Source organism: Saccharothrix sp. ST-888 (assembly GCF_000955975.1).
Lineage (GTDB): Bacteria > Actinomycetota > Actinomycetes > Streptomycetales > Streptomycetaceae > Kitasatospora.
This window is the reverse complement of sequence record NZ_JYJF01000005.1, coordinates 56,507-72,561: the sequence shown is the minus strand read 5'-3', so window position 1 is coordinate 72,561 and position 16,055 is coordinate 56,507. Positions and strand designations below refer to the sequence as shown.

Sequence of the window (16,055 nt, the reverse complement as noted above, 5' to 3'; positions counted from 1 at the left end):
CGGTCATGCCGGCTGCTCCTCGGAGAGTGCCGGTGCCGGAGCAGCTGGAGCCGCAGAGGCGGCCGACGGCTGGGGCGCTGTCCGGGGCGACGGCGGAGGCGCGACGGGACCCGCCGTGCCGTGGTGGGCCGCGAGGGCTGCCCGGTAGTGCTCCAGCAGCCGGTCGCCGACGGCTTCCCAGGTACGGGCCGTGACGTCCGCCCGACCGGCTCGGCCGTAGGCCGCGCGCCGGGCGGGATCAGCCGCCAGCTCGGCGACGGCGCGGGCGAGCGCTGTGCCGTCCCGGGGCGCCACCAGCAGACCGGTCCGGTGGTGGCCGACCAGGTCCAGCGGCCCGCCGACCGCCGGGGCCACCACCGGCACGCCGCTGGCCATCGCCTCCTGGACGGTCTGGCAGAAGGTCTCCAGCGGTCCGGTGTGCACGAAGAGGTCCAGGGTGGCGTAGTACCGGGCGAGTTCCTCCCCGGTGCGGCGGCCGAGGAAGAGCGCGCCCGGCAGGGCGGCTCGCAGGGCCGGGGTGCTGGGGCCGTCCCCGATCACCACCACCCTGACGCCGGGCAGTCCGCACACCCCGGCCAGCAGGTCGACCCGCTTCTCGGGGGCGAGCCGGCCGACGTAGCCGACCAGCGTCTCACCGCCGGGTGCGAGGGCGCGGTGCAGCGCCTCGTCCCGGTGGCCTGGCTGGAACCGGACGGAGTCCACGCCGCGCGGCCAGAGGCTCACCCGTGGGATGCCGTGGGCGGTGAGGTCCTGGGCGGCGGTGGTCGACGGTGCGAGGGTGCGGGTCGCCGCACCGTGCACCGATCTGATGCGGTGCCAGGCGGCGGCCTCGCCGAGCCCGCGACCGGCCGGGTAAGCCCGGGCGTAGCCGCCGAGGTCCGTCTGGTAGACCGCGACCACCGGCAGCCCGAGCCGCGTGGCGATCCGCATCGCCCGCGCTCCGAGCACGAACGGGGCGGCGAGGTGGACGAGTTCGGGTCGGTGGCCGGCGATGGCCGCGGCCAGTCGGCGGCTGGGCAGCGCGATGCGCACCTGCGGGTAGCCGGGAAGCGGGACGGACGGTACCCGGACCACCGGGAACGACCTTGCGGCAGCTGACCCGTCGGCGGGTCCGAAGGCCTGCGGCGGGCAGGCGGCGCCCCGGTGTGGGGCGGGGGTGATGACCAGCGGCTGGTGGCCGCGTCGGACCAGGTGCTCGGCAGTCCGCAGCACACTGTGGGCGACGCCGTTGACCTCGGGAGGGAACGACTCGGTGACGATGGCGACTCGCATGCCCTTGTTGTTGCCGGGCGGAGCGAGCAGTCGGCCAAAGGGATCTTTCGGATGTGCGAACGGAATCCAGCTATTCGGCCCGCGCCGCCCCGATCGGACCCGGCCCGGCCCGTGCCGTGCCAATCGGGCCCGGCCCGGCCCGTGCCGTGCCAATCGGGCCCGGCCCGGCCCGCGCCGCCCCTCCGGCCGTGACGGGAGGGCCACCCCGGCGGCGGCCACCCGGCAGCGGCCGGTAACCCACTCGTGGATGACCCTCGCCGCTGCGGTCAGCGACTGGACTGTTTCGCGGCTGGCGGCAGCACATCCTGGACACACCGCAGCCGCCGCCGTTCCGCAGCCTGCCCGCCTTCGCCAAGGGGGGGCGGGGAACGCTACGGCATCGGCCCGGACACCCGCGCCCGGTCCATCGACGTCCACCTCGCGGAGACCCGGCGCAGCGCCGTCTCCCCCGGCTCCTGGCTACGGCAGGGCGACCGCCCGCAGGTAGGACTCCGTGAAGAGCTCGGCGGTCTCCTCGACCGAGGGCAGTGCGGGGCCCAGGGCGGGGGCGAGGACCGGGCGCACCAGGAGGTGCATGGCCATCGGGCCGAGCAGGAGCTGCATCAGCACCGGCAGCGGGAGCGGGCGCAGCCGTCCGGCCTCGATGTGCGGCAGCAGCAGCCGGTTCAGGCCGTCCAGCAGGCGCGGGAAGTTGGCGGCCATCATTCGGGCGGCGGGCCCGTCCGGGCGGCTGAGCAGGTCCCCGAGGACGGCGGGGACGATCCGCGGCTCACGGGAGAAGGAGGCCACGAAGCTCCGGTGGAGCGCCCGGACGGTGTCCTCCAGGCGCTCCGGCGGGTCGGCCGCCAGGGCCTCCACGTCCGGGAGCGGGCCGTGCAGTTCGAAGACCGCGGCGAGCAGGCCGTCCCGCCCGTCGAAGACGGTGTGCAGGCTGGGCAGCGAGCACTCGGCGCGCTCCGCCACCGCGTCCAGGGTGACCCCGCCCAGGCCGCGCTCGGAGACCAGCCGGGCCGCCGCGTCGATCGCGCGATCGCGGACCGGCGGCCGCCCGCCCGGGTCCACGCCCGCCTGCCGGACGGCCTCGTCCAGTGCGGCCCGGGAGCCGCCGAGCCGGCGCAGCAGCGTGCTGCGGGAGATGCCGGCCGCCGCCGCGATCGCCGTCAGTGGGACGTCCGCGACGTCCCGGCCCCGTTCCTTCGCCGCCGCGAGTGCCGCGGCTACCAGATCCTGCATATGGAACAGCGTACTACTTGACACCTGACACCATTCCAGAGACTTTATTCATAGGAGTTCCACGCGACTGAGGAGAGTCCCATGAGCGTCGTCATCTCCGGGGGTGGACCGGCCGGCATGATGCTCGGCCTGCTGCTGTCACGGGCCGGCGTCGAGGTGACCGTGCTGGAGAAGCACGGCGACTTCCTGCGCGACTTCCGCGGCGACACGGTCCACGCGTCCACCGTGCGGCTGATGGACGAACTCGGCCTGGGCGCCGGGTTCGGCGCACTGCCGCAGAGCCGCCTCGGCGACATGCAGGTACCCGCCCCGGACGGCGGCCTGGTCCGGCTCACCGACTTCGACCGGCTGCCCGCGCCCTACAACTACATCGCGATGATCCCGCAGTGGGACCTGCTGAACTTCCTCGCCGAGGAGGCCCGCCGGGAGCCCGCCTTCACCCTGCGGATGAACACCGCCGCCACCGGTCTGATCCGGGACGGCGGACGGATCGCCGGCGTCCGCTACCGCACCCAGGACGGCGAGGAGGGCGAACTCCGCGCCGCCCTCACCATCGCCGCCGACGGCCGGAACTCGGAGCTGCGCCGGGCGGCGGGCCTGGTGCCGAGGGAGTTCGCCGTCCCGTTCGACACCTGGTGGTTCCGGCTGCCCCGGCACGCCGCCGAACAGGCCGTCCCGCCCAACCTGCTCGCCGCCTTCGAACCCGGCGAGTTCGCGCTCAGCCTCACCCGCGACGACTACTTCCAGATCGCCTACTTCGCCGCCAAGGGCTCCGACGCCCGGCTCCGGGCCGAGGGCGTCGAGAGCTTCCGCGAGCGGATCGCCCGGCTGCTGCCCCGGTACGCGGACCGGGTCGACCACATCCGCGACATGGACGACCTGCACCTGCTCGACGTCCGGCTCAACCGGCTCCACCGCTGGTACGCCGACGGGCTGCTGCTCATCGGCGACGCCGCCCACGCGATGTCCCCGGCCGGCGGGGTGGGCATCAACCTCGCCATCCAGGACGCCGTCGCCGCCGCCACCCTGCTCGCCGGGCCACTGCGCCACGGCCGGGTGACCACCGCCGACCTGGCCCGGGTGCAGCGGCGGCGCTGGGCCCCGACGGTCGTCCTGCAGGGCCTCCAGCGGCTCCTGCACACCGCCATCTCCGAGGCCACCCTCTCCGGCCGCCGGGTCGGTCCGCCCCCGCAACTCCTCCTCGCCACCCGCTACCTCCCGGGCCTGCGCCAGATCCCCACCCGCCTCATCGCCCTCGGTCCCCGCCCCGAACACGCCCCCGCCTTCGCCCGCCGGCCCGCCTCGCGCGCGTGACGGCTGCCCGACCCGGACGGGCGCGGCGCCGGCCTCAGGGGCGTCGAACTCGGAGGAGTGTCACATCAGTTGACCGGACACTCCCGGCGGAGGGCGAAGAGCGCCTGACGCTCCGCCGCGATGCCGTGGTCACCGTGCGGTTCGCTCAGCGTGCGCGCCCACCAGCGGGCATCTGCGGGCGTCTCTACCACGCCCGGGCGCCGGGGCCCCGCGTGGCGCCGAAGCCGGTCTCGTGGTCCCAGACGTGCGTGCAGCCCGGGCACTGGAGGTACAGCACGCTGCCGGTGTTGGCGATCAGGTAGCGCCAGTGGTCGCCGCAGTTGCGCCGCTCCCCGCAGGGGGCGCAGTCCCGGGCGTCGTCGCAGTTCGGACAGGCCACCCAGGCGCGGCGGCCGATGTCCGCCTGCGGATCAATGGGCAGCACGACGCGGCCCCGCTCCGGGCGCTGCGGGCAGCACGCCGGCTGCCACGAGCTCGGCGTACACCCGCTGCTGCTCCGCGTCGAGTCCGGAGTACAGCAGCGCGTACGCCTCCTCCTCGCCCTGCAGTACCGCCACCGGATCCCAGTCCGGCCCGAGCGCAGCCACGACCTCGGCCCGGCGGCGGGTCTCCCAGGTGGTCAGGTCGAGGTCGAAGGCTGTGAGCTCGGGCGTCGGATCGGTCGAGGGGGCGGTGTTCGAAGACATGCCCGTCATGGTTAGGCAAGGCTTACCTGCATGTCAATGTGTTCCCGGCCACGCCGCCCGTTGCGGCGCCGAGGAGGCGCGTTGTGCGGTCGGAACGGGCTGGTGGAAGCCGCTGGGGGCCGGGGTGTGCCAGGTGGCGTCGGTGAAGCCGGCGTCGGCCACGAACTCTGTCAACTGCCGCTGGGTCAGTGCCCGGTAGGTGGTCCGGCGCACGCGGACGTTCCAGGTGTTCCCCGCCGGTACGAGCTGGATGTGATCCAGGTCGTAGCGCTCGCCGTCGTCGTGCCAGTGCCAGAGCTGGAACGTGATCACCTGGCCGTCAGGGGCCTGCGCGAGCTGGGGGGGATGTCGCCGTGGGGTGGGTCCGGCGGGCTTCGTCGTAGGCGCGGACCGTGATCACCGGCAGTCCGTCGTTGTGGAGCACCCGTCGCATGCCGAGGAGGGCCGTCCGGAGGTCGTCGGCCGAGAGCAGGTGCGGGAGCGAGTTGTCGGCGCAGAGGACGACGTCGAAGGCGGACGGCCTGAACGGCAGCGCGCGCATGTCTGCCGCAGCCACCGGGAGCCGGGTGCCACGGGCGGCAGCATGGACAGCGGCCTGGGAAGTGGCGACCGGGCTCAGGTCGCGGCCGATGACCTCGTGCCCGCTGCGGGCGAGCCCGATCGCCTGGGTGCCGATCCCGCAGGAGCAGTCCAGGATCGTGTGCGGTCCTGCCCCAGACGTGGGCGGATGAGCCCGTCCGGTGCTCTGGCCTGGTAGGCCATGCTCGCATCCCAGTCCCGGAAGATCGGGTGGTAGTCGGCGGCAAGACCGTCGTAGAGGTCTCTCGCCGAGAATTCGGGCATGTCCCTCACCGTAGTGCGTGACGCCACGGGAGGCCGGTCGTTCGGGCTTTCCGGCCCCGGCCCTGACCTTGCCAACTCACCGGGGATGCAGGCGCGTTCGCGCCGTCAGCCCGGTGAGCCTTCGCGGTCGCGGCCCTGGTGGAGGTGCCCCGGAGCGGCCTGGGCGGCGCAGCCGCCGTAGGAGTTGCCGAAGGCGGTGAAGCGGTGGCGGTCCACCACCGACTGTGCGGCACGGGCCAGGGTGCGCCGAGTGGGGTGCTGCCTGGCGGGGATGAGCGCCAGCGGGAGTACCTCCGCCTCCAGGCCCCGGACGGCGACCACCCGGCGCAGCGAGGAGTGCAGTCCGTCCTCGCCGACGAACGCCGGTGTGGTAGTCGGGCTTCCGTCCGCCAGCCGGTAGCGGACCGTCACCGGCTGGACGGCGGCCCCGGCCTCGACCGCCGCCTGGAAGAGCGCGGGCCGGAACCGGCCGCCGTTCCGGCCGCACCAGGTACTGCCCTCGGGGAACACCACCACCCGTTCGCCCCGGCGCAGCGCCGCAGCGATCTCCTCGACGGTGCCCGGGAGCGCGCGCAGCCGGTCTCGGTCGATGAAGATCGTGCCGCCCCACGCGGCGAGCGGGCCGAGCACGGGCCAGCTCCGCACCTCGGTCTTGGCCAGCATGCGGCCGGGCAGCACCGCCGCGATCACCAGGATGTCCAGCCAGGAGACGTGGTTGGCCACCAGCAGTGCCCCGCCGCCGTCCGCCGACCCCTCCGTCGACCTGGCCGCCGGCCCGTCCGCCGGCCCGTTCGCCGAGCCGTCCGTCGGCCGAAGCCGGACCCCGAGCGAGACGACGAGCGTGCGGGCCCAGCAGCGGACCAGCCGCTCGCTCACCCCTCGGCCCCGGCCGCGTACGACCGGGGCGAGGGCGACACCCACGGCGAGGACGGACGCGCAGCCCGCAGCCCGCAGCAGTCGGCGCCAGGCGCCCACCACCGGCCCCGGCGGGCTCACACAGGACTCGGGCGTGCAGGGCGCGGACGGCAGCCAGCCACTCACACCTCCTGACCCGGTCACGCTGCCCCGCCCGCCCCGTCGGCAGGTCTGCCCCCCGCCCCGCCGCCCGCTCTGTCGGCCGGTTCGCTCACGCGGGCGATCCGGACAGGAAGTGCCGCAGGTAGCGCGGGTCGGTCCGCTCCAGCGACAGCAGGACGTACAGGTCCGCCACGCCGAAGTCGGGGTCGTGCGCGGGCATCCCGCAGACCTGGGCGCCCAGTCGCAGGTAGCCGCGCAGCAGGGGCGGAAGCGTGGCGCGCGCGGGCCGGGGAACGCCGGTGGGATCCCACGGCCGGTGCGGGGTCACCCGGTACTCCTCGGGCGCGAGGTGCCTGGCGGAGACCGTGTCCCAGACCGCCGCCGCGGTGCTGCCGCCGTCGGCCAGCGGCACCGAACAGCAGCCCGCGATCCAGGTGTTGCCGCTGTCCACCAGGTACCGCGCGATGCTGCCCCACAGCAGGTTGATGACCGCGCCGTCGCCGCGGTGGTCCGGATGGATGCACGAGCGGCCGGCCTCGACCAGGTCGCCGCGGATGCCGGCCAGGTTCGACAGGTCGAACTCCGTCTCGGAGTACAGCCGGCCGGCCCGGACGGCCTGCGCCGGCCGCAGCAGCCGGTAGGTGGCCACCACCGTTCCGCCCGCCCGTTCCCGGACCAGCAGGTGGTCGCAGTACTCGTCGAAGGCGTCGACGTCCAGACCGGGGACCGGGCTGTCGAGCACGGCCCCCATCTCCTCGGCGAAGACCTGGTGGCGCAGCCGCTGGGCGGCGCGGACATCGGCCTCGTCCCGGGCGAGGGAGACGGAGTAGCCCGGCAGTTCCCGCTGCCGCGATGCGGCCGGGACGTGCTGGGCGGGGATCGGCGAACTGACGGCGGGCACAGTGGTCATGGCGAACTCTCCGTGGCTGTAAGGGCAGAGGAGATCGAGTCCCGTGGTCGTCGGGCTGACGAGGGCTTGCTCCCTGTAGGTTTCCCCGGGCCGGCTGGCCTCGGGGTTGCCAGCTGACGGAGTCGAGATGTGCACCCGTTGAACGACTGCCGATCGGGCGCACGTCGGCCGGTTCCCGGGCGGGCCGGGACGCCGGTTCCCCGGGTCAGTGGCAGGCGTACGGCCGCGAGGTCACTGCCCGGTGAGGTCCGGTTCCGGGCGCACCGCCGCCGCGAGCAGTCGGTAGGAGTCGAGCAGCGCCACCCGGTCGTAGGTGCTGGTGGTGACCAGGAACTCGTCGGCCCCGGTGTGCTCCATCAGGGCTCGGAGGTCGGCCACGGCCTCCTGCGGCGTACCGGCGATGTGCCCGTCGAGCGCCGCTTCGTACGCGGTGCGCTCGCGCGGGCTCATCTCCCGGGCCAGGATCTCCGGTACGGGGGCCAGCGGCGGGAACTCCCCGTGGGTACGGGCGTACGCACTCGACCATGCCTCGGAGACCAGCAGGCTCCGAGCCTCCTCGGCCGTCCCGGCGACCGCCACACTGCCCGATACGACCACATAGGGCTCCGCGGCCTGCGCGGAGGGCCGGAACCGGGTGCGGTAGCGGTCGAGCGCGGCCAGCATTCTGTCCTCGTTGCGGAACCCGCCGACGACCAGCGGGAGTCCGGCGTCGGCGGCGATGTCGGCGCCCGCCCCGGTGGCCAGCACGAAGGCGGGGACGTGCAGGCCCTCGGCGGGCCGGGCACGGACGCCGGTGCGGGCGCGCGGTGCCGGGTCGAAGTACCCCAGCAGCTCGGCCAGTTGGTCGGCGAAGTGATCGGCGGCGTCCTTGTCCCGGCCCAGTGCCCGGCGCACGCCGTCGGTGAATGCCACCGAGCGGCCGAGCCCCATGTCGATCCGGTCGGGGAAGAGCGAGGCGAGCACCCCGAACTGCTCGGCCACCACCATCGGTTGGTGGTTGGGGAGCATCACGCCGCCGGTGCCGACCCGGATCCGCGTCGTCGCCGCAGCCACCGCCGCGGCGAGCACCGTGGGCGCGGAACCCGCCACCCCCGGCACACCGTGGTGCTCCGACACCCAGAACCGGTGGTACCCGAGCCGTTCCGCCTGCTGCGCGAAGGCCACGGTGTCCCGCAGCGCCTGCGGCGGGTCCTGCCCCTGCCTGGTCCGGGAACGGTCCAGCACCGAGAGCCGGATCGCAGGCGTTGCAGTGGTCACACCGGCCCCAACACCCACCGCCTCCGCCCGCATTCCCGAGCGGAGGGCGAGACGCCCACACCGTTGCGGCGGGCACTCCCACCTCAAGTTCGTCTGACACCTCAAGTTCGTCCGGCACCTTAAGTTCGTCTGAAAGGGGCCCGCGTGCCCGCACCCGGCGGGCACGATGGCCGACAACCAGCGGTCCGGACGAACGTGGGAAGGCAGGCGCGAGGGGTTCATGCCGATAGGAGTCTCGGTCAGCAGTCCGCCCCATCCCGGGTTCGGAACCAGGGTCAGGGACCGGCGCGACGGCAGGATCGGGACGATCGCCGGGCAACTGGTCGAGCACGACAGCGAGAGCGGCAGACTGCTGCGCCGACGGGTGTTCGTCCGCCCGCTCGGCGGCGGCCTGGAGTGGGAGGCTGGACCGAAGGACCTCGAAGCGGCCTGACGCAGCCGTCGAGCAGCGCCGCGTCAGGCGACGGTCCGGCCAGGGGCCGACGGCTGCGCGGTCCCGCAGTAGCGGCACGTGGACGCGCCCGCCGGGATGTCCTCGGAGAGACAGGCGGGGCAGGTCTTGGTCGGTACGGGGTCACCGAAGACGGTGATTCCGTGGCGGCGCTGGAAGATCCGGTACGGGACGACGATCAGGAAATAGACCACCGCCGCCAAGATGAGGAAGTAGATCAGCGCGGAGATGAACGCACCCATGTCCACGTAGGTCGCCGCGTTCCCGGGGGCACCCAGCTGCCAGCCGAGCGCCGTCGAGTGGCCGCCCTGGGCGCGGGTGATGATCGGGTTGATGATGCTGTCCGTGAACGCCTTGATCAGGGTGCTGAACGCCAGCGCGATGATCAGCCCCACCGCCACCACGACGACGTCGCCGCGCATCACGAAGTTCTTGAAACCCTTGAGCATGGCCGCTCCTCGTCCGCTTCCGCCGGTTCCTCGGGACGCCTCGGCCCCAGGTACAGGCGAGCCGATCCGGCCCCGGCCCGCAATCGGAGCGGTGCCGACCGGGGGACCGGGACCGGTCGGGGAGTGGTCACAGCGTGACGAAGGTGTAGCCCTTGGCCTTGAGCGCGGGCAGCACGGTGCGCAGCGATTCGACGGTCTGTGTGCGGTTGCCGCCGCCGTCGTGGCAGAGCAGTATGTCACCCGGCTTGGCGGACAGCAGCTTCTCGGTGATCGTCTTGGTGCCGGGACGCGCCCAGTCCCTCGGGTCGACGTCCCAGTCGATGGGGGTCATGCCGTACTTGGCGACGGCGGCGAACACCGCCGGGGACCAGTCGCCGCCGGGCGAGCGGAAGAGCTTCGGCTCGGGGGCCCCGGCGTCCACGAGGACGGACTGGGTGTCGGCTATCTGCTGCTCGATCTGCGCCGTGCTGCGCCGGGAGAAGGGCTGCGGGTGGGTCATCGTGTGGTTGGCGAGGGTGTGCCCGTCCGCGGCGATCCGCCGGATGAGGTCCTTGTCGGCATGGGCCTCGCTGCCGACCACCGAGAACGTCGCCCGGATGTCGTACTTGCGCAGCAGCTGGAGGACCTCCGGGGTGTAGATCCGGTTCGGCCCGTCGTCGATGGTCAGCGCGACCGCGTTGGACGGTGCGTTCGGCAGCAGGTCGTGCACCTTGAAGACGGGCTTGGTGCGCGCCGGTACCGGGGAGGACGAGGGGTTGGGCAGGCCGGAGACGTTCGGGGGTTCGCCCGTCGCGGCCGGGGAGAAGGAGTCGGCGGGGCTGTCGGTCGGCGGCGGAGCCGACGCGGCGGGGCCGGACGAACTGCTGCAGGCCGCCAGCGCGCCGGCCGCTCCGAACACCGCGGCCCCGCCGACCGTCAGCCTGATCAGTCGCCGCCGGGTCAACTCGCTTCGGTCGCCCGGCTGTTCCGTGCGCTGCTCTGCCATGGTGGGGCCTCTCCTCCAGGTGGGTCGTCGGGGCGGTGGCCGTGTCCGACTCGGTATACGAAGGGCCGCGCCGTTGCCACTCCACGAACGCCTCGCCGCCACCCATCCCCATCGACGTGGACCGGTCAGGATCGGTTGTCCCCGCTCCGATTTCTTGGCCTGGTCTTTGACTTCTTTTGCCGGCAGACCGTCGGGCGGCCGAGCCGGACCCGGCAACCGGTCGGTCGGCGGGTGCCGGACGGCGCTGTCCCGCAGCGCCCGGGCCTGCCGACCGGTCGTCAGGTCCGCCAGGTCCTCAGGACGGTGGCGATGTCGGCGACGGTGGCGCGGGGCCGGGTGAGCGCGGTGGCCAGGGCGGTGACGCGTTCCTGGTCGAGCCTGACCTGCACCCCGCTGGCCGTCAGGTAGCCGTGTGCGACGGCGACGGCCACGCGCAGGTTCGAGTGTTCCAGCCAGGGGAGCCGGCCCAGTGTGTGGGTGAGGGCCGCGGCGCGGGCGATGGGGCCGTCGTAGACGTCCTGTCCGGTGACGACGGCACGGTGGCGTTCGACGGCGGCGATGGCCACCCCGTAGTCGATCGGCGCCGGGTCGCCCGGAACCGCCCGCTCGGTGACCTCCAGGATCCAGGCCAGATCGACGTGCAGGATCACGCCGCGCCCTCGATCCCGTCCAACAGGCCCCCGTACTCGTGCTGTTGCGCCGCCCAGGAACGCGGCGCGGACCTTCCGGCCCCTCCGGAGGCTCATCTGAGCCTCCACACCCCTCACGCTATCACCTGATAGCAGGTCAGGAAGGGCCCGGCGGCGCGGCCTGTTGTGCCCCGGCCCGGCGTCCGGGGGCCGGGCCGGGGAGCCCTACGGGTGTGCCGGGACGTGGGCCTGGATGAAGTCGGCGTACGCCTGCGGGGTGGACTTCTCCGGCATCGGCAGTTCGGGCCCGGCCTCCTGGCCCGGGATGAGCTGGCGGGCGACGAGGTCGGCGTACACCCGCTGGAGATGGGAGACCTCGCCTGCTGCGGGGTTGACCGCTGCCGAGGAGGGTGCGGTGACGGCCGCGAGGACGTCGTCGGTGCGCGGCGTGCCGAGGGTGAGCACCGGTCCGAGGTCGGTGGCGGCGGCGTCGCGGGCGGTGAGCGCCGGCAGCGACCAGCGCCGTTCGAGGGTGCGCAGGATGCTGGTGTGGTCCAGCGGCGCCGCGCTGTCGGGTGCCCGGTAGACGGTGCCGGGGGCGATCAGCGGGGAGACCAGCACGGTCGGGACCCGCACGCCGAAGCGGGTGAAGCCGAAGCCGAACTCGCCGGCGGTGCCGTCGCCGGGAGGCGCACTCGACACCGGGGGCGGGACGTGGTCGTAGCACCCGCCGTGTTCGTCGTAGGTGAGCACGAGCAGGGTCTGGTTCCAGGCCGGGCCGCCGAGCAGGGTCCGGTAGACCTCCTTGATCAGCTGTTCGCCCAGGGCCACGTCGCCGACCGGGTGCTCGCTGTTGCCGGTGGCCTGCCAACTGGGCTCCAGGAACGTGAAGGCGGGCAGGGTGCCGGCCGTGGCGGCTGACTTGAAGTCGGTGAACAGCCCGAAGTGGTCGGTCGACGCACTGTGGATGTCGGGGAAGTTGCCGCTGGTCAGCGGTGGGTTGTTGTAGCCGTACACCTTCCAGGCCACCCCGTGGTCGCTGAGCCGGCCGAAGATGCTGGGGCAGGTGAAGGTGTGGGTGTGGTCGTCCATGTGCCCCTGGCTGGTGGCGGCGCAGGCGAAGGACCGGTTCGGCAGGGTCTCGGTCGGTACCGAGCTGAACCAGCGGTCGCACACCGCGTAGCCGCGGGCCAGGGTGGACAGGACCGGCAGCGTCTCGGGGGTGAAGCAGGCCATGATGTCGTCGGCGACGGTGCCCGGGAGGATGACCGGGTGGGGTTGGTGGGCCCTGAGTACCAGGGTGTCGGCGAAGTTCGTCACGAAGCCCTGCATGGTCGCCACCGGTGGCGACGGCGGGTCGAGGGCCCCGAAGAGCTGTGCGTTGGTCGGGCGGTAGCCCTCGCCCGGGTTCGCGCCCGGCATGAAGTAGGGGTGCGGGTCCGTGGCCTCGATCCGGCGGACCGTGACGGTCTTCCCGTTCTCGTCCGGGTTGGACTCCCGGCCGGTCAGCCCGTCGAAGTGCTGCCCGGCGGGGGAGACGTTGCCCTGGTCGGTGTAGAGGAATCCGAGCATGTGGTCGAACGAGCGATTCTCCAGCATCAGCATCACCACGTGCTCGACGGCCGAAAGGCGGTCGGTGTCGGACATCAGGTGTTCCGGTCGCTCGGCAGCCACTGGTCGCGGGGTGTGCGGCGCCGCTCACGGCGGCTGCCGACGTGCGGCCGGATGGCATAGGCGGCGGTGATGACGTCGGCGGTCATCTGGGTCCACCCGGTGCCGGCCGCCACGTCGAAGACACCGATGTAGCCGCCGGGCAGGAGTTCGAGGGGGCTCTTGATGTGGCCGCCGTGGTCGAACTGGGCGTCGGCGGCCGTGCGGGTCGGCTGGAACCACGCGGGGTGGACGAAGTCGCTGACCATGGTGCCGTCGATCTTGTACGCGTAGGTCTCGGCCTCGCACGTGTCGCACAGCTCAAGGGCGTAGAGCTTGCCCGTGGTGGCGGTCGGCTGGTCGAAGATCACCCGGTTGATCTCGGGATCGCCGAGCATCTCGACGAGTTCATGACTGGCCGTCACGGTCCACTGCTGGCCGAACTGCTTGTCGGTGCCCGCGAACACCTTCCCGAGTGGCAGGAAGTTCGAGGTCAGGTCGTGGTAGCCCAGGGCGCCGGCCTGGTCGGAGTTGTCCAGTACCACGAGCCACCACGCCTGGGGGGAGAGCGCCTTCGGCGCGACGTACGACAGCTCGGCGTCGATTCCCCACACGGGTGCGACGTCCCGGCTGACCTGGATCTGCAGGGCGGGGACCACCGCCTCCACCTCGGCGTCGGTGAGAGTGTGGCTCTCGTTGGTCACTTCGATCTTGACGTTCGGCATTGCTCCTCCAGCCGTGCGCAGGGCGGGTTCGCTCCGCTCTCACTCTGCGCGGCCCGCGTGACGGCGGTGTGACGACGGCGCGACCGCCTGCGCCAGGAGCCGGTGCAGCCGCGGCGTCGGGTGGAGGCCCAGCTCCCGGTGCAGAAGCTGTTCGTAGTGCCGCAGGTTCCGGATGGCCTCGGACGGGTTGCCCTCGGCCAGGTGCGCCCGGATCAGGCAGGCCTGGCCGCTCTCCCGCAGCGGGTCGGCGTGGACCGCCGCACGGGCGGCGGCGACTGCCTCGCCGTGCCGCCGGGCGGCGATGAACCGCTCGGTGAGGATCTCCAGGGCGTGGAGCCGCAGCTGGCGCCACTCCTCCGCCCTGGGCAGCAGCCAGTCGTCGTACCAGCCGGGCAGCAGATCGGCGGAGAGGTCGGCGACGGCCGCCAGGTCGAGGTCTCCGGGGCCGGCCGGCGCATTGCGGTCCAGCAGCCGACGGGCGAGGGTGCGGGCCCGGTGGAGGTCGACGCTGGTCTCCGCCGCCAGCCGCAGCTCGGCCGGTCCGATCTCCAGCGCCCGCCTGCCCGTACCGCCCAGCCGGGAGAGGGCGGCCCGCAGGTTGGCGAACGCACAGTGCTCGGCCGCGTCCGGCCAGAGCGTCCCGGCGATCAGGCACCTCGGGACGGCGGCCCGGCAGCAGCCGAGCGTGACGAACGCCAGTACGCGTCCGGAACTCACCGGAACGCTGACGGGCTCCTCGTCGACCCGCAGGGCGAAACCGCCGAGTAAGTCGATGTGCACGGGTGACCACGCGCACCCGAGCGCCGATTCCGCGATCGCGGAGACCGGCACCTGCACCTGGGCGGCGCCTTGGGCACCCCCACGTCCACGGTCCATGGGCGAGACCTCGCCATCCGGATACACAGCGGCCAGTCGCTCCAGCCATGTTCACTAGCCATCCTCCGCCGCCCGCGGAGCCGTGTCGAGTTGCCGGATCCGGCCCCGGTGCAGCCGCCTCAGGCAGTGCCGGGACCGGGCGCCTCGGCGCGGGACGGACGTGCGGCCGGGGGCCCGGGGTGGGCGTCGGGGGTGGTGTAGCGGTAGCCGGCGTCGAGCAGGCGGGGCAGGTAGGACATCAGGGCGGCGACGGTCTGGGAGCGGTCGGCGAGGCCCTCGTGCTCCGGTACGGCGTCGCTGCTGAGCACGCCGTCGTGGTTCAGGACGATCGCGCCGGTACGGGTGTGGTCGAGGACCCGCTGAGCGATGCGGTCGGCTCTCGGGTTGGACCAGTCCTCCGGGCCCACCGACCAGGCGATCGGGCGCAGTCCGAGATCGGTGCAGACGGTGAGGGCGGTGGGGGAGAAGTGGCCGCCGGGCGCGCGGAAGAGGACCGGCTGTCTGCCGCCGACCCGGGTGACGATCTCCTGGGTGCGCCGGATCTGGTCGCGGACCTCGGCAGCCGGGAGGCCGTCGAGGACGGGGTGGGACCAGGTGTGGTTGCCCGGGGTGTGCCCGTCATCGGCGACCCGGCGTACGACGGAGGGGTACTTGGCGACATTGGTCTGGCGCCCCGTCCGGCAGCCCGTCGGCTCCGAAACGCGTACGGGCTGCCCGGTACGGGCCCGCCGGAGGGTCAGTCCAGTGGCCAGATCGGCAGCACCGTCCGCTTCCAGGTGTTGTTGGTGACCATGGCGAAGGCGGCGTACCAGGCGACCAGCGCCGTCACCAGGCCGACCCAGCCGCCGATCCTGGTCCAGGTCGTCGACTGCGTGAACGCGCTGATGGTCAGGAACAGGAAGGTCAGGGTCAGGGTGACGAAGACGCCGAGGACGGCGCCGTTGGTACGGGTTGCGGCCACCGTCATGTAGGCGGTGAAGAGGGTCCACGCCAGCAGGAACAGGCCGGTGGCCTGGTACAGCTGAGGCTCCAGCAGCAGGTGCGGCACCACGCCGCCGACGTACCCCCAGTACGCGAGCCAGAAGGCGCCGAGGGAGGCGAACGCGGTGGCGGCGAAGGTGTTGCCCCGGCGGAACTCCCACATTCCGGCGAGCACTTGCACGATTCCGCCGTAGAAGAAGGCCACCGGCAGCACCACGTAGCCGACCCGCTCGTTGATCAGCCCGGCGTTGAACCAGCTGAGCACGAAGGTGGTCATGGCGAGGGCCGCCAGGCCCAGGGAACCCGGATCCGCCGTGGCGGAGGGCGGGGCCGGGGCGGTGACCGGCGGGGCGACGGGCTCAGAACCCGTCCGGTCGGCGTCTGCCACGATGACTCCTTTCCGCAGCACGGACGCCCACTGCCCAGTCGGACCGTCGGCCGGTGTCGAGCTGGGGCGGACGCGGCGCTGAGGGCGATACGGAGGTCGGGCTTCGGCGGCCACCGGAGGTGGTGGACGCCGGCAGGACCACCGTCCTTCAGGGTAGATCGGACGATCGTGGACCGCTCGACGGACGACCGTGCGGCGCAGGACCGTTGAGCGCTGCTCGGGGGAAAGGCGGTCCGGCGGGAGGGGGATGACGCTGCGCGCGGGCACGGCCGCCACGGGCCGGGTGGTCGGCCGAGCGGTCCGGTCGCGGGTGAAGTCGACGTGCTGACAAAGCCGTTGACCGTGGAGCTCCGGGCCGCTGTGGACGGCCGCCGTTTCGGCCGCCGAGC

At 73.1% G+C, this 16,055-nt stretch carries 19 protein-coding genes and 1 pseudogene; 2 read left to right on the top strand and 18 right to left on the bottom strand.

Features of this window, described 5'->3' with window-relative positions:
* Positions 1 to 3 precede the first annotated feature (3 nt).
* Positions 4 to 1,272, bottom strand: a complete 1,269-nt coding sequence (locus UK12_RS04270) for a glycosyltransferase family 4 protein (RefSeq protein WP_082119283.1) — start codon at positions 1,270 to 1,272, stop codon at positions 4 to 6.
* A 459-nt stretch (positions 1,273 to 1,731) separates the two neighbouring features.
* Positions 1,732 to 2,505 (bottom strand): TetR/AcrR family transcriptional regulator, encoded by a 774-nt coding sequence (locus UK12_RS04265; protein ID WP_045299633.1) that lies wholly within the window; start codon positions 2,503 to 2,505, stop codon positions 1,732 to 1,734.
* Positions 2,506 to 2,586: 81 nt separating this feature from the next.
* Here UK12_RS04265 and UK12_RS04260 point away from each other — a divergent pair, with 81 nt between their 5' ends.
* Entirely contained in the window at positions 2,587 to 3,819 is a 1,233-nt protein-coding gene (locus UK12_RS04260) for an FAD-dependent oxidoreductase (RefSeq protein WP_045299631.1), read from the top strand.
* Between the two features lie 184 nt (positions 3,820 to 4,003).
* Here UK12_RS04260 and UK12_RS04255 read toward each other — a convergent pair whose 3' ends face one another.
* The 7 genes from UK12_RS04255 to UK12_RS04230 form a co-directional block, all read right to left on the bottom strand.
* Positions 4,004 to 4,243: a hypothetical protein gene (locus UK12_RS04255; protein ID WP_045299629.1), complete on the bottom strand. Its 240-nt coding sequence runs from the start codon at positions 4,241 to 4,243 to the stop codon at positions 4,004 to 4,006.
* On the bottom strand, positions 4,230 to 4,505 hold the full coding sequence (locus UK12_RS04250; protein ID WP_045299627.1) for a DUF6400 family protein: 276 nt from the start codon (positions 4,503 to 4,505) through the stop codon (positions 4,230 to 4,232). The genes UK12_RS04255 and UK12_RS04250 overlap by 14 nt, the downstream gene beginning before the upstream one ends.
* 33 nt (positions 4,506 to 4,538) lie before the next feature.
* On the bottom strand, positions 4,539 to 4,817 hold the full coding sequence (locus tag UK12_RS42985; protein WP_231591032.1) for a hypothetical protein: 279 nt from the start codon (positions 4,815 to 4,817) through the stop codon (positions 4,539 to 4,541).
* A gap of 7 nt (positions 4,818 to 4,824) precedes the next feature.
* Positions 4,825 to 5,166: a class I SAM-dependent methyltransferase gene (locus UK12_RS42980; RefSeq protein WP_231591039.1), complete on the bottom strand. Its 342-nt coding sequence runs from the start codon at positions 5,164 to 5,166 to the stop codon at positions 4,825 to 4,827.
* 287 nt (positions 5,167 to 5,453) lie between these two features.
* The gene (locus UK12_RS44295) at positions 5,454 to 6,389 is read right to left on the bottom strand and encodes a lysophospholipid acyltransferase family protein (RefSeq protein WP_082119281.1); all 936 of its coding nucleotides are present in this window, start codon (positions 6,387 to 6,389) and stop codon (positions 5,454 to 5,456) included.
* An 85-nt stretch (positions 6,390 to 6,474) separates the two neighbouring features.
* Complete coding sequence (locus UK12_RS04235) at positions 6,475 to 7,275, bottom strand: GNAT family N-acetyltransferase (RefSeq protein ID WP_197084548.1); 801 nt, start codon at positions 7,273 to 7,275, stop codon at positions 6,475 to 6,477.
* A 231-nt stretch (positions 7,276 to 7,506) separates the two neighbouring features.
* On the bottom strand, positions 7,507 to 8,565 hold the full coding sequence (locus tag UK12_RS04230) for an MsnO8 family LLM class oxidoreductase (RefSeq protein WP_197084547.1): 1,059 nt from the start codon (positions 8,563 to 8,565) through the stop codon (positions 7,507 to 7,509).
* Positions 8,566 to 8,752: 187 nt separating this feature from the next.
* Between UK12_RS04230 and UK12_RS04225 the strand changes: the two genes are divergently transcribed.
* Positions 8,753 to 8,965 (top strand): hypothetical protein, encoded by a 213-nt coding sequence (locus UK12_RS04225; RefSeq protein WP_045299622.1) that lies wholly within the window; start codon positions 8,753 to 8,755, stop codon positions 8,963 to 8,965.
* Between the two features lie 23 nt (positions 8,966 to 8,988).
* Here UK12_RS04225 and UK12_RS04220 read toward each other — a convergent pair whose 3' ends face one another.
* The 9 genes and pseudogenes from UK12_RS04220 to UK12_RS42965 all read right to left on the bottom strand — a co-directional run bounded on the left by UK12_RS04220 (position 8,989) and on the right by UK12_RS42965 (position 15,666).
* The gene (locus tag UK12_RS04220) at positions 8,989 to 9,432 is read right to left on the bottom strand and encodes a large conductance mechanosensitive channel protein MscL (RefSeq protein WP_045299619.1); all 444 of its coding nucleotides are present in this window, start codon (positions 9,430 to 9,432) and stop codon (positions 8,989 to 8,991) included.
* 127 nt (positions 9,433 to 9,559) lie between these two features.
* Positions 9,560 to 10,417 (bottom strand): polysaccharide deacetylase family protein, encoded by an 858-nt coding sequence (locus tag UK12_RS04215; RefSeq protein WP_045299617.1) that lies wholly within the window; start codon positions 10,415 to 10,417, stop codon positions 9,560 to 9,562.
* Between the two features lie 278 nt (positions 10,418 to 10,695).
* Positions 10,696 to 11,067, bottom strand: a complete 372-nt coding sequence (locus UK12_RS04210) for a hypothetical protein (RefSeq protein WP_045299615.1) — start codon at positions 11,065 to 11,067, stop codon at positions 10,696 to 10,698.
* Between the two features lie 204 nt (positions 11,068 to 11,271).
* Positions 11,272 to 12,693 carry an alkaline phosphatase family protein gene (locus UK12_RS04205; protein WP_045299613.1) on the bottom strand — a complete coding sequence of 474 codons (1,422 nt, stop codon included), beginning with the start codon at positions 12,691 to 12,693 and terminating at the stop codon, positions 11,272 to 11,274.
* A complete protein-coding gene (locus tag UK12_RS04200) occupies positions 12,693 to 13,421 on the bottom strand; it encodes a hypothetical protein (protein WP_052681518.1) in 729 nt (242 codons plus the stop codon). The genes UK12_RS04205 and UK12_RS04200 overlap by 1 nt, the downstream gene beginning before the upstream one ends.
* Before the next feature lie 39 nt (positions 13,422 to 13,460).
* Positions 13,461 to 14,297, bottom strand: coding sequence for an AfsR/SARP family transcriptional regulator (locus tag UK12_RS04195; RefSeq protein WP_082119295.1), 837 nt, complete (start codon positions 14,295 to 14,297; stop codon positions 13,461 to 13,463).
* A 119-nt stretch (positions 14,298 to 14,416) separates the two neighbouring features.
* The gene (locus UK12_RS40875; RefSeq protein WP_052681514.1) at positions 14,417 to 14,704 is read right to left on the bottom strand and encodes a hypothetical protein; all 288 of its coding nucleotides are present in this window, start codon (positions 14,702 to 14,704) and stop codon (positions 14,417 to 14,419) included.
* 24 nt (positions 14,705 to 14,728) lie between these two features.
* Positions 14,729 to 15,037: pseudogene (locus UK12_RS44930) on the bottom strand (polysaccharide deacetylase family protein); the annotation flags it as partial.
* Positions 15,034 to 15,666 carry an acetate uptake transporter gene (locus UK12_RS42965; RefSeq protein WP_045299610.1) on the bottom strand — a complete coding sequence of 211 codons (633 nt, stop codon included), beginning with the start codon at positions 15,664 to 15,666 and terminating at the stop codon, positions 15,034 to 15,036. The pseudogene UK12_RS44930 and the gene UK12_RS42965, both read right to left, overlap by 4 nt.
* Between the last annotated feature and the right edge of the window lie 389 nt (positions 15,667 to 16,055).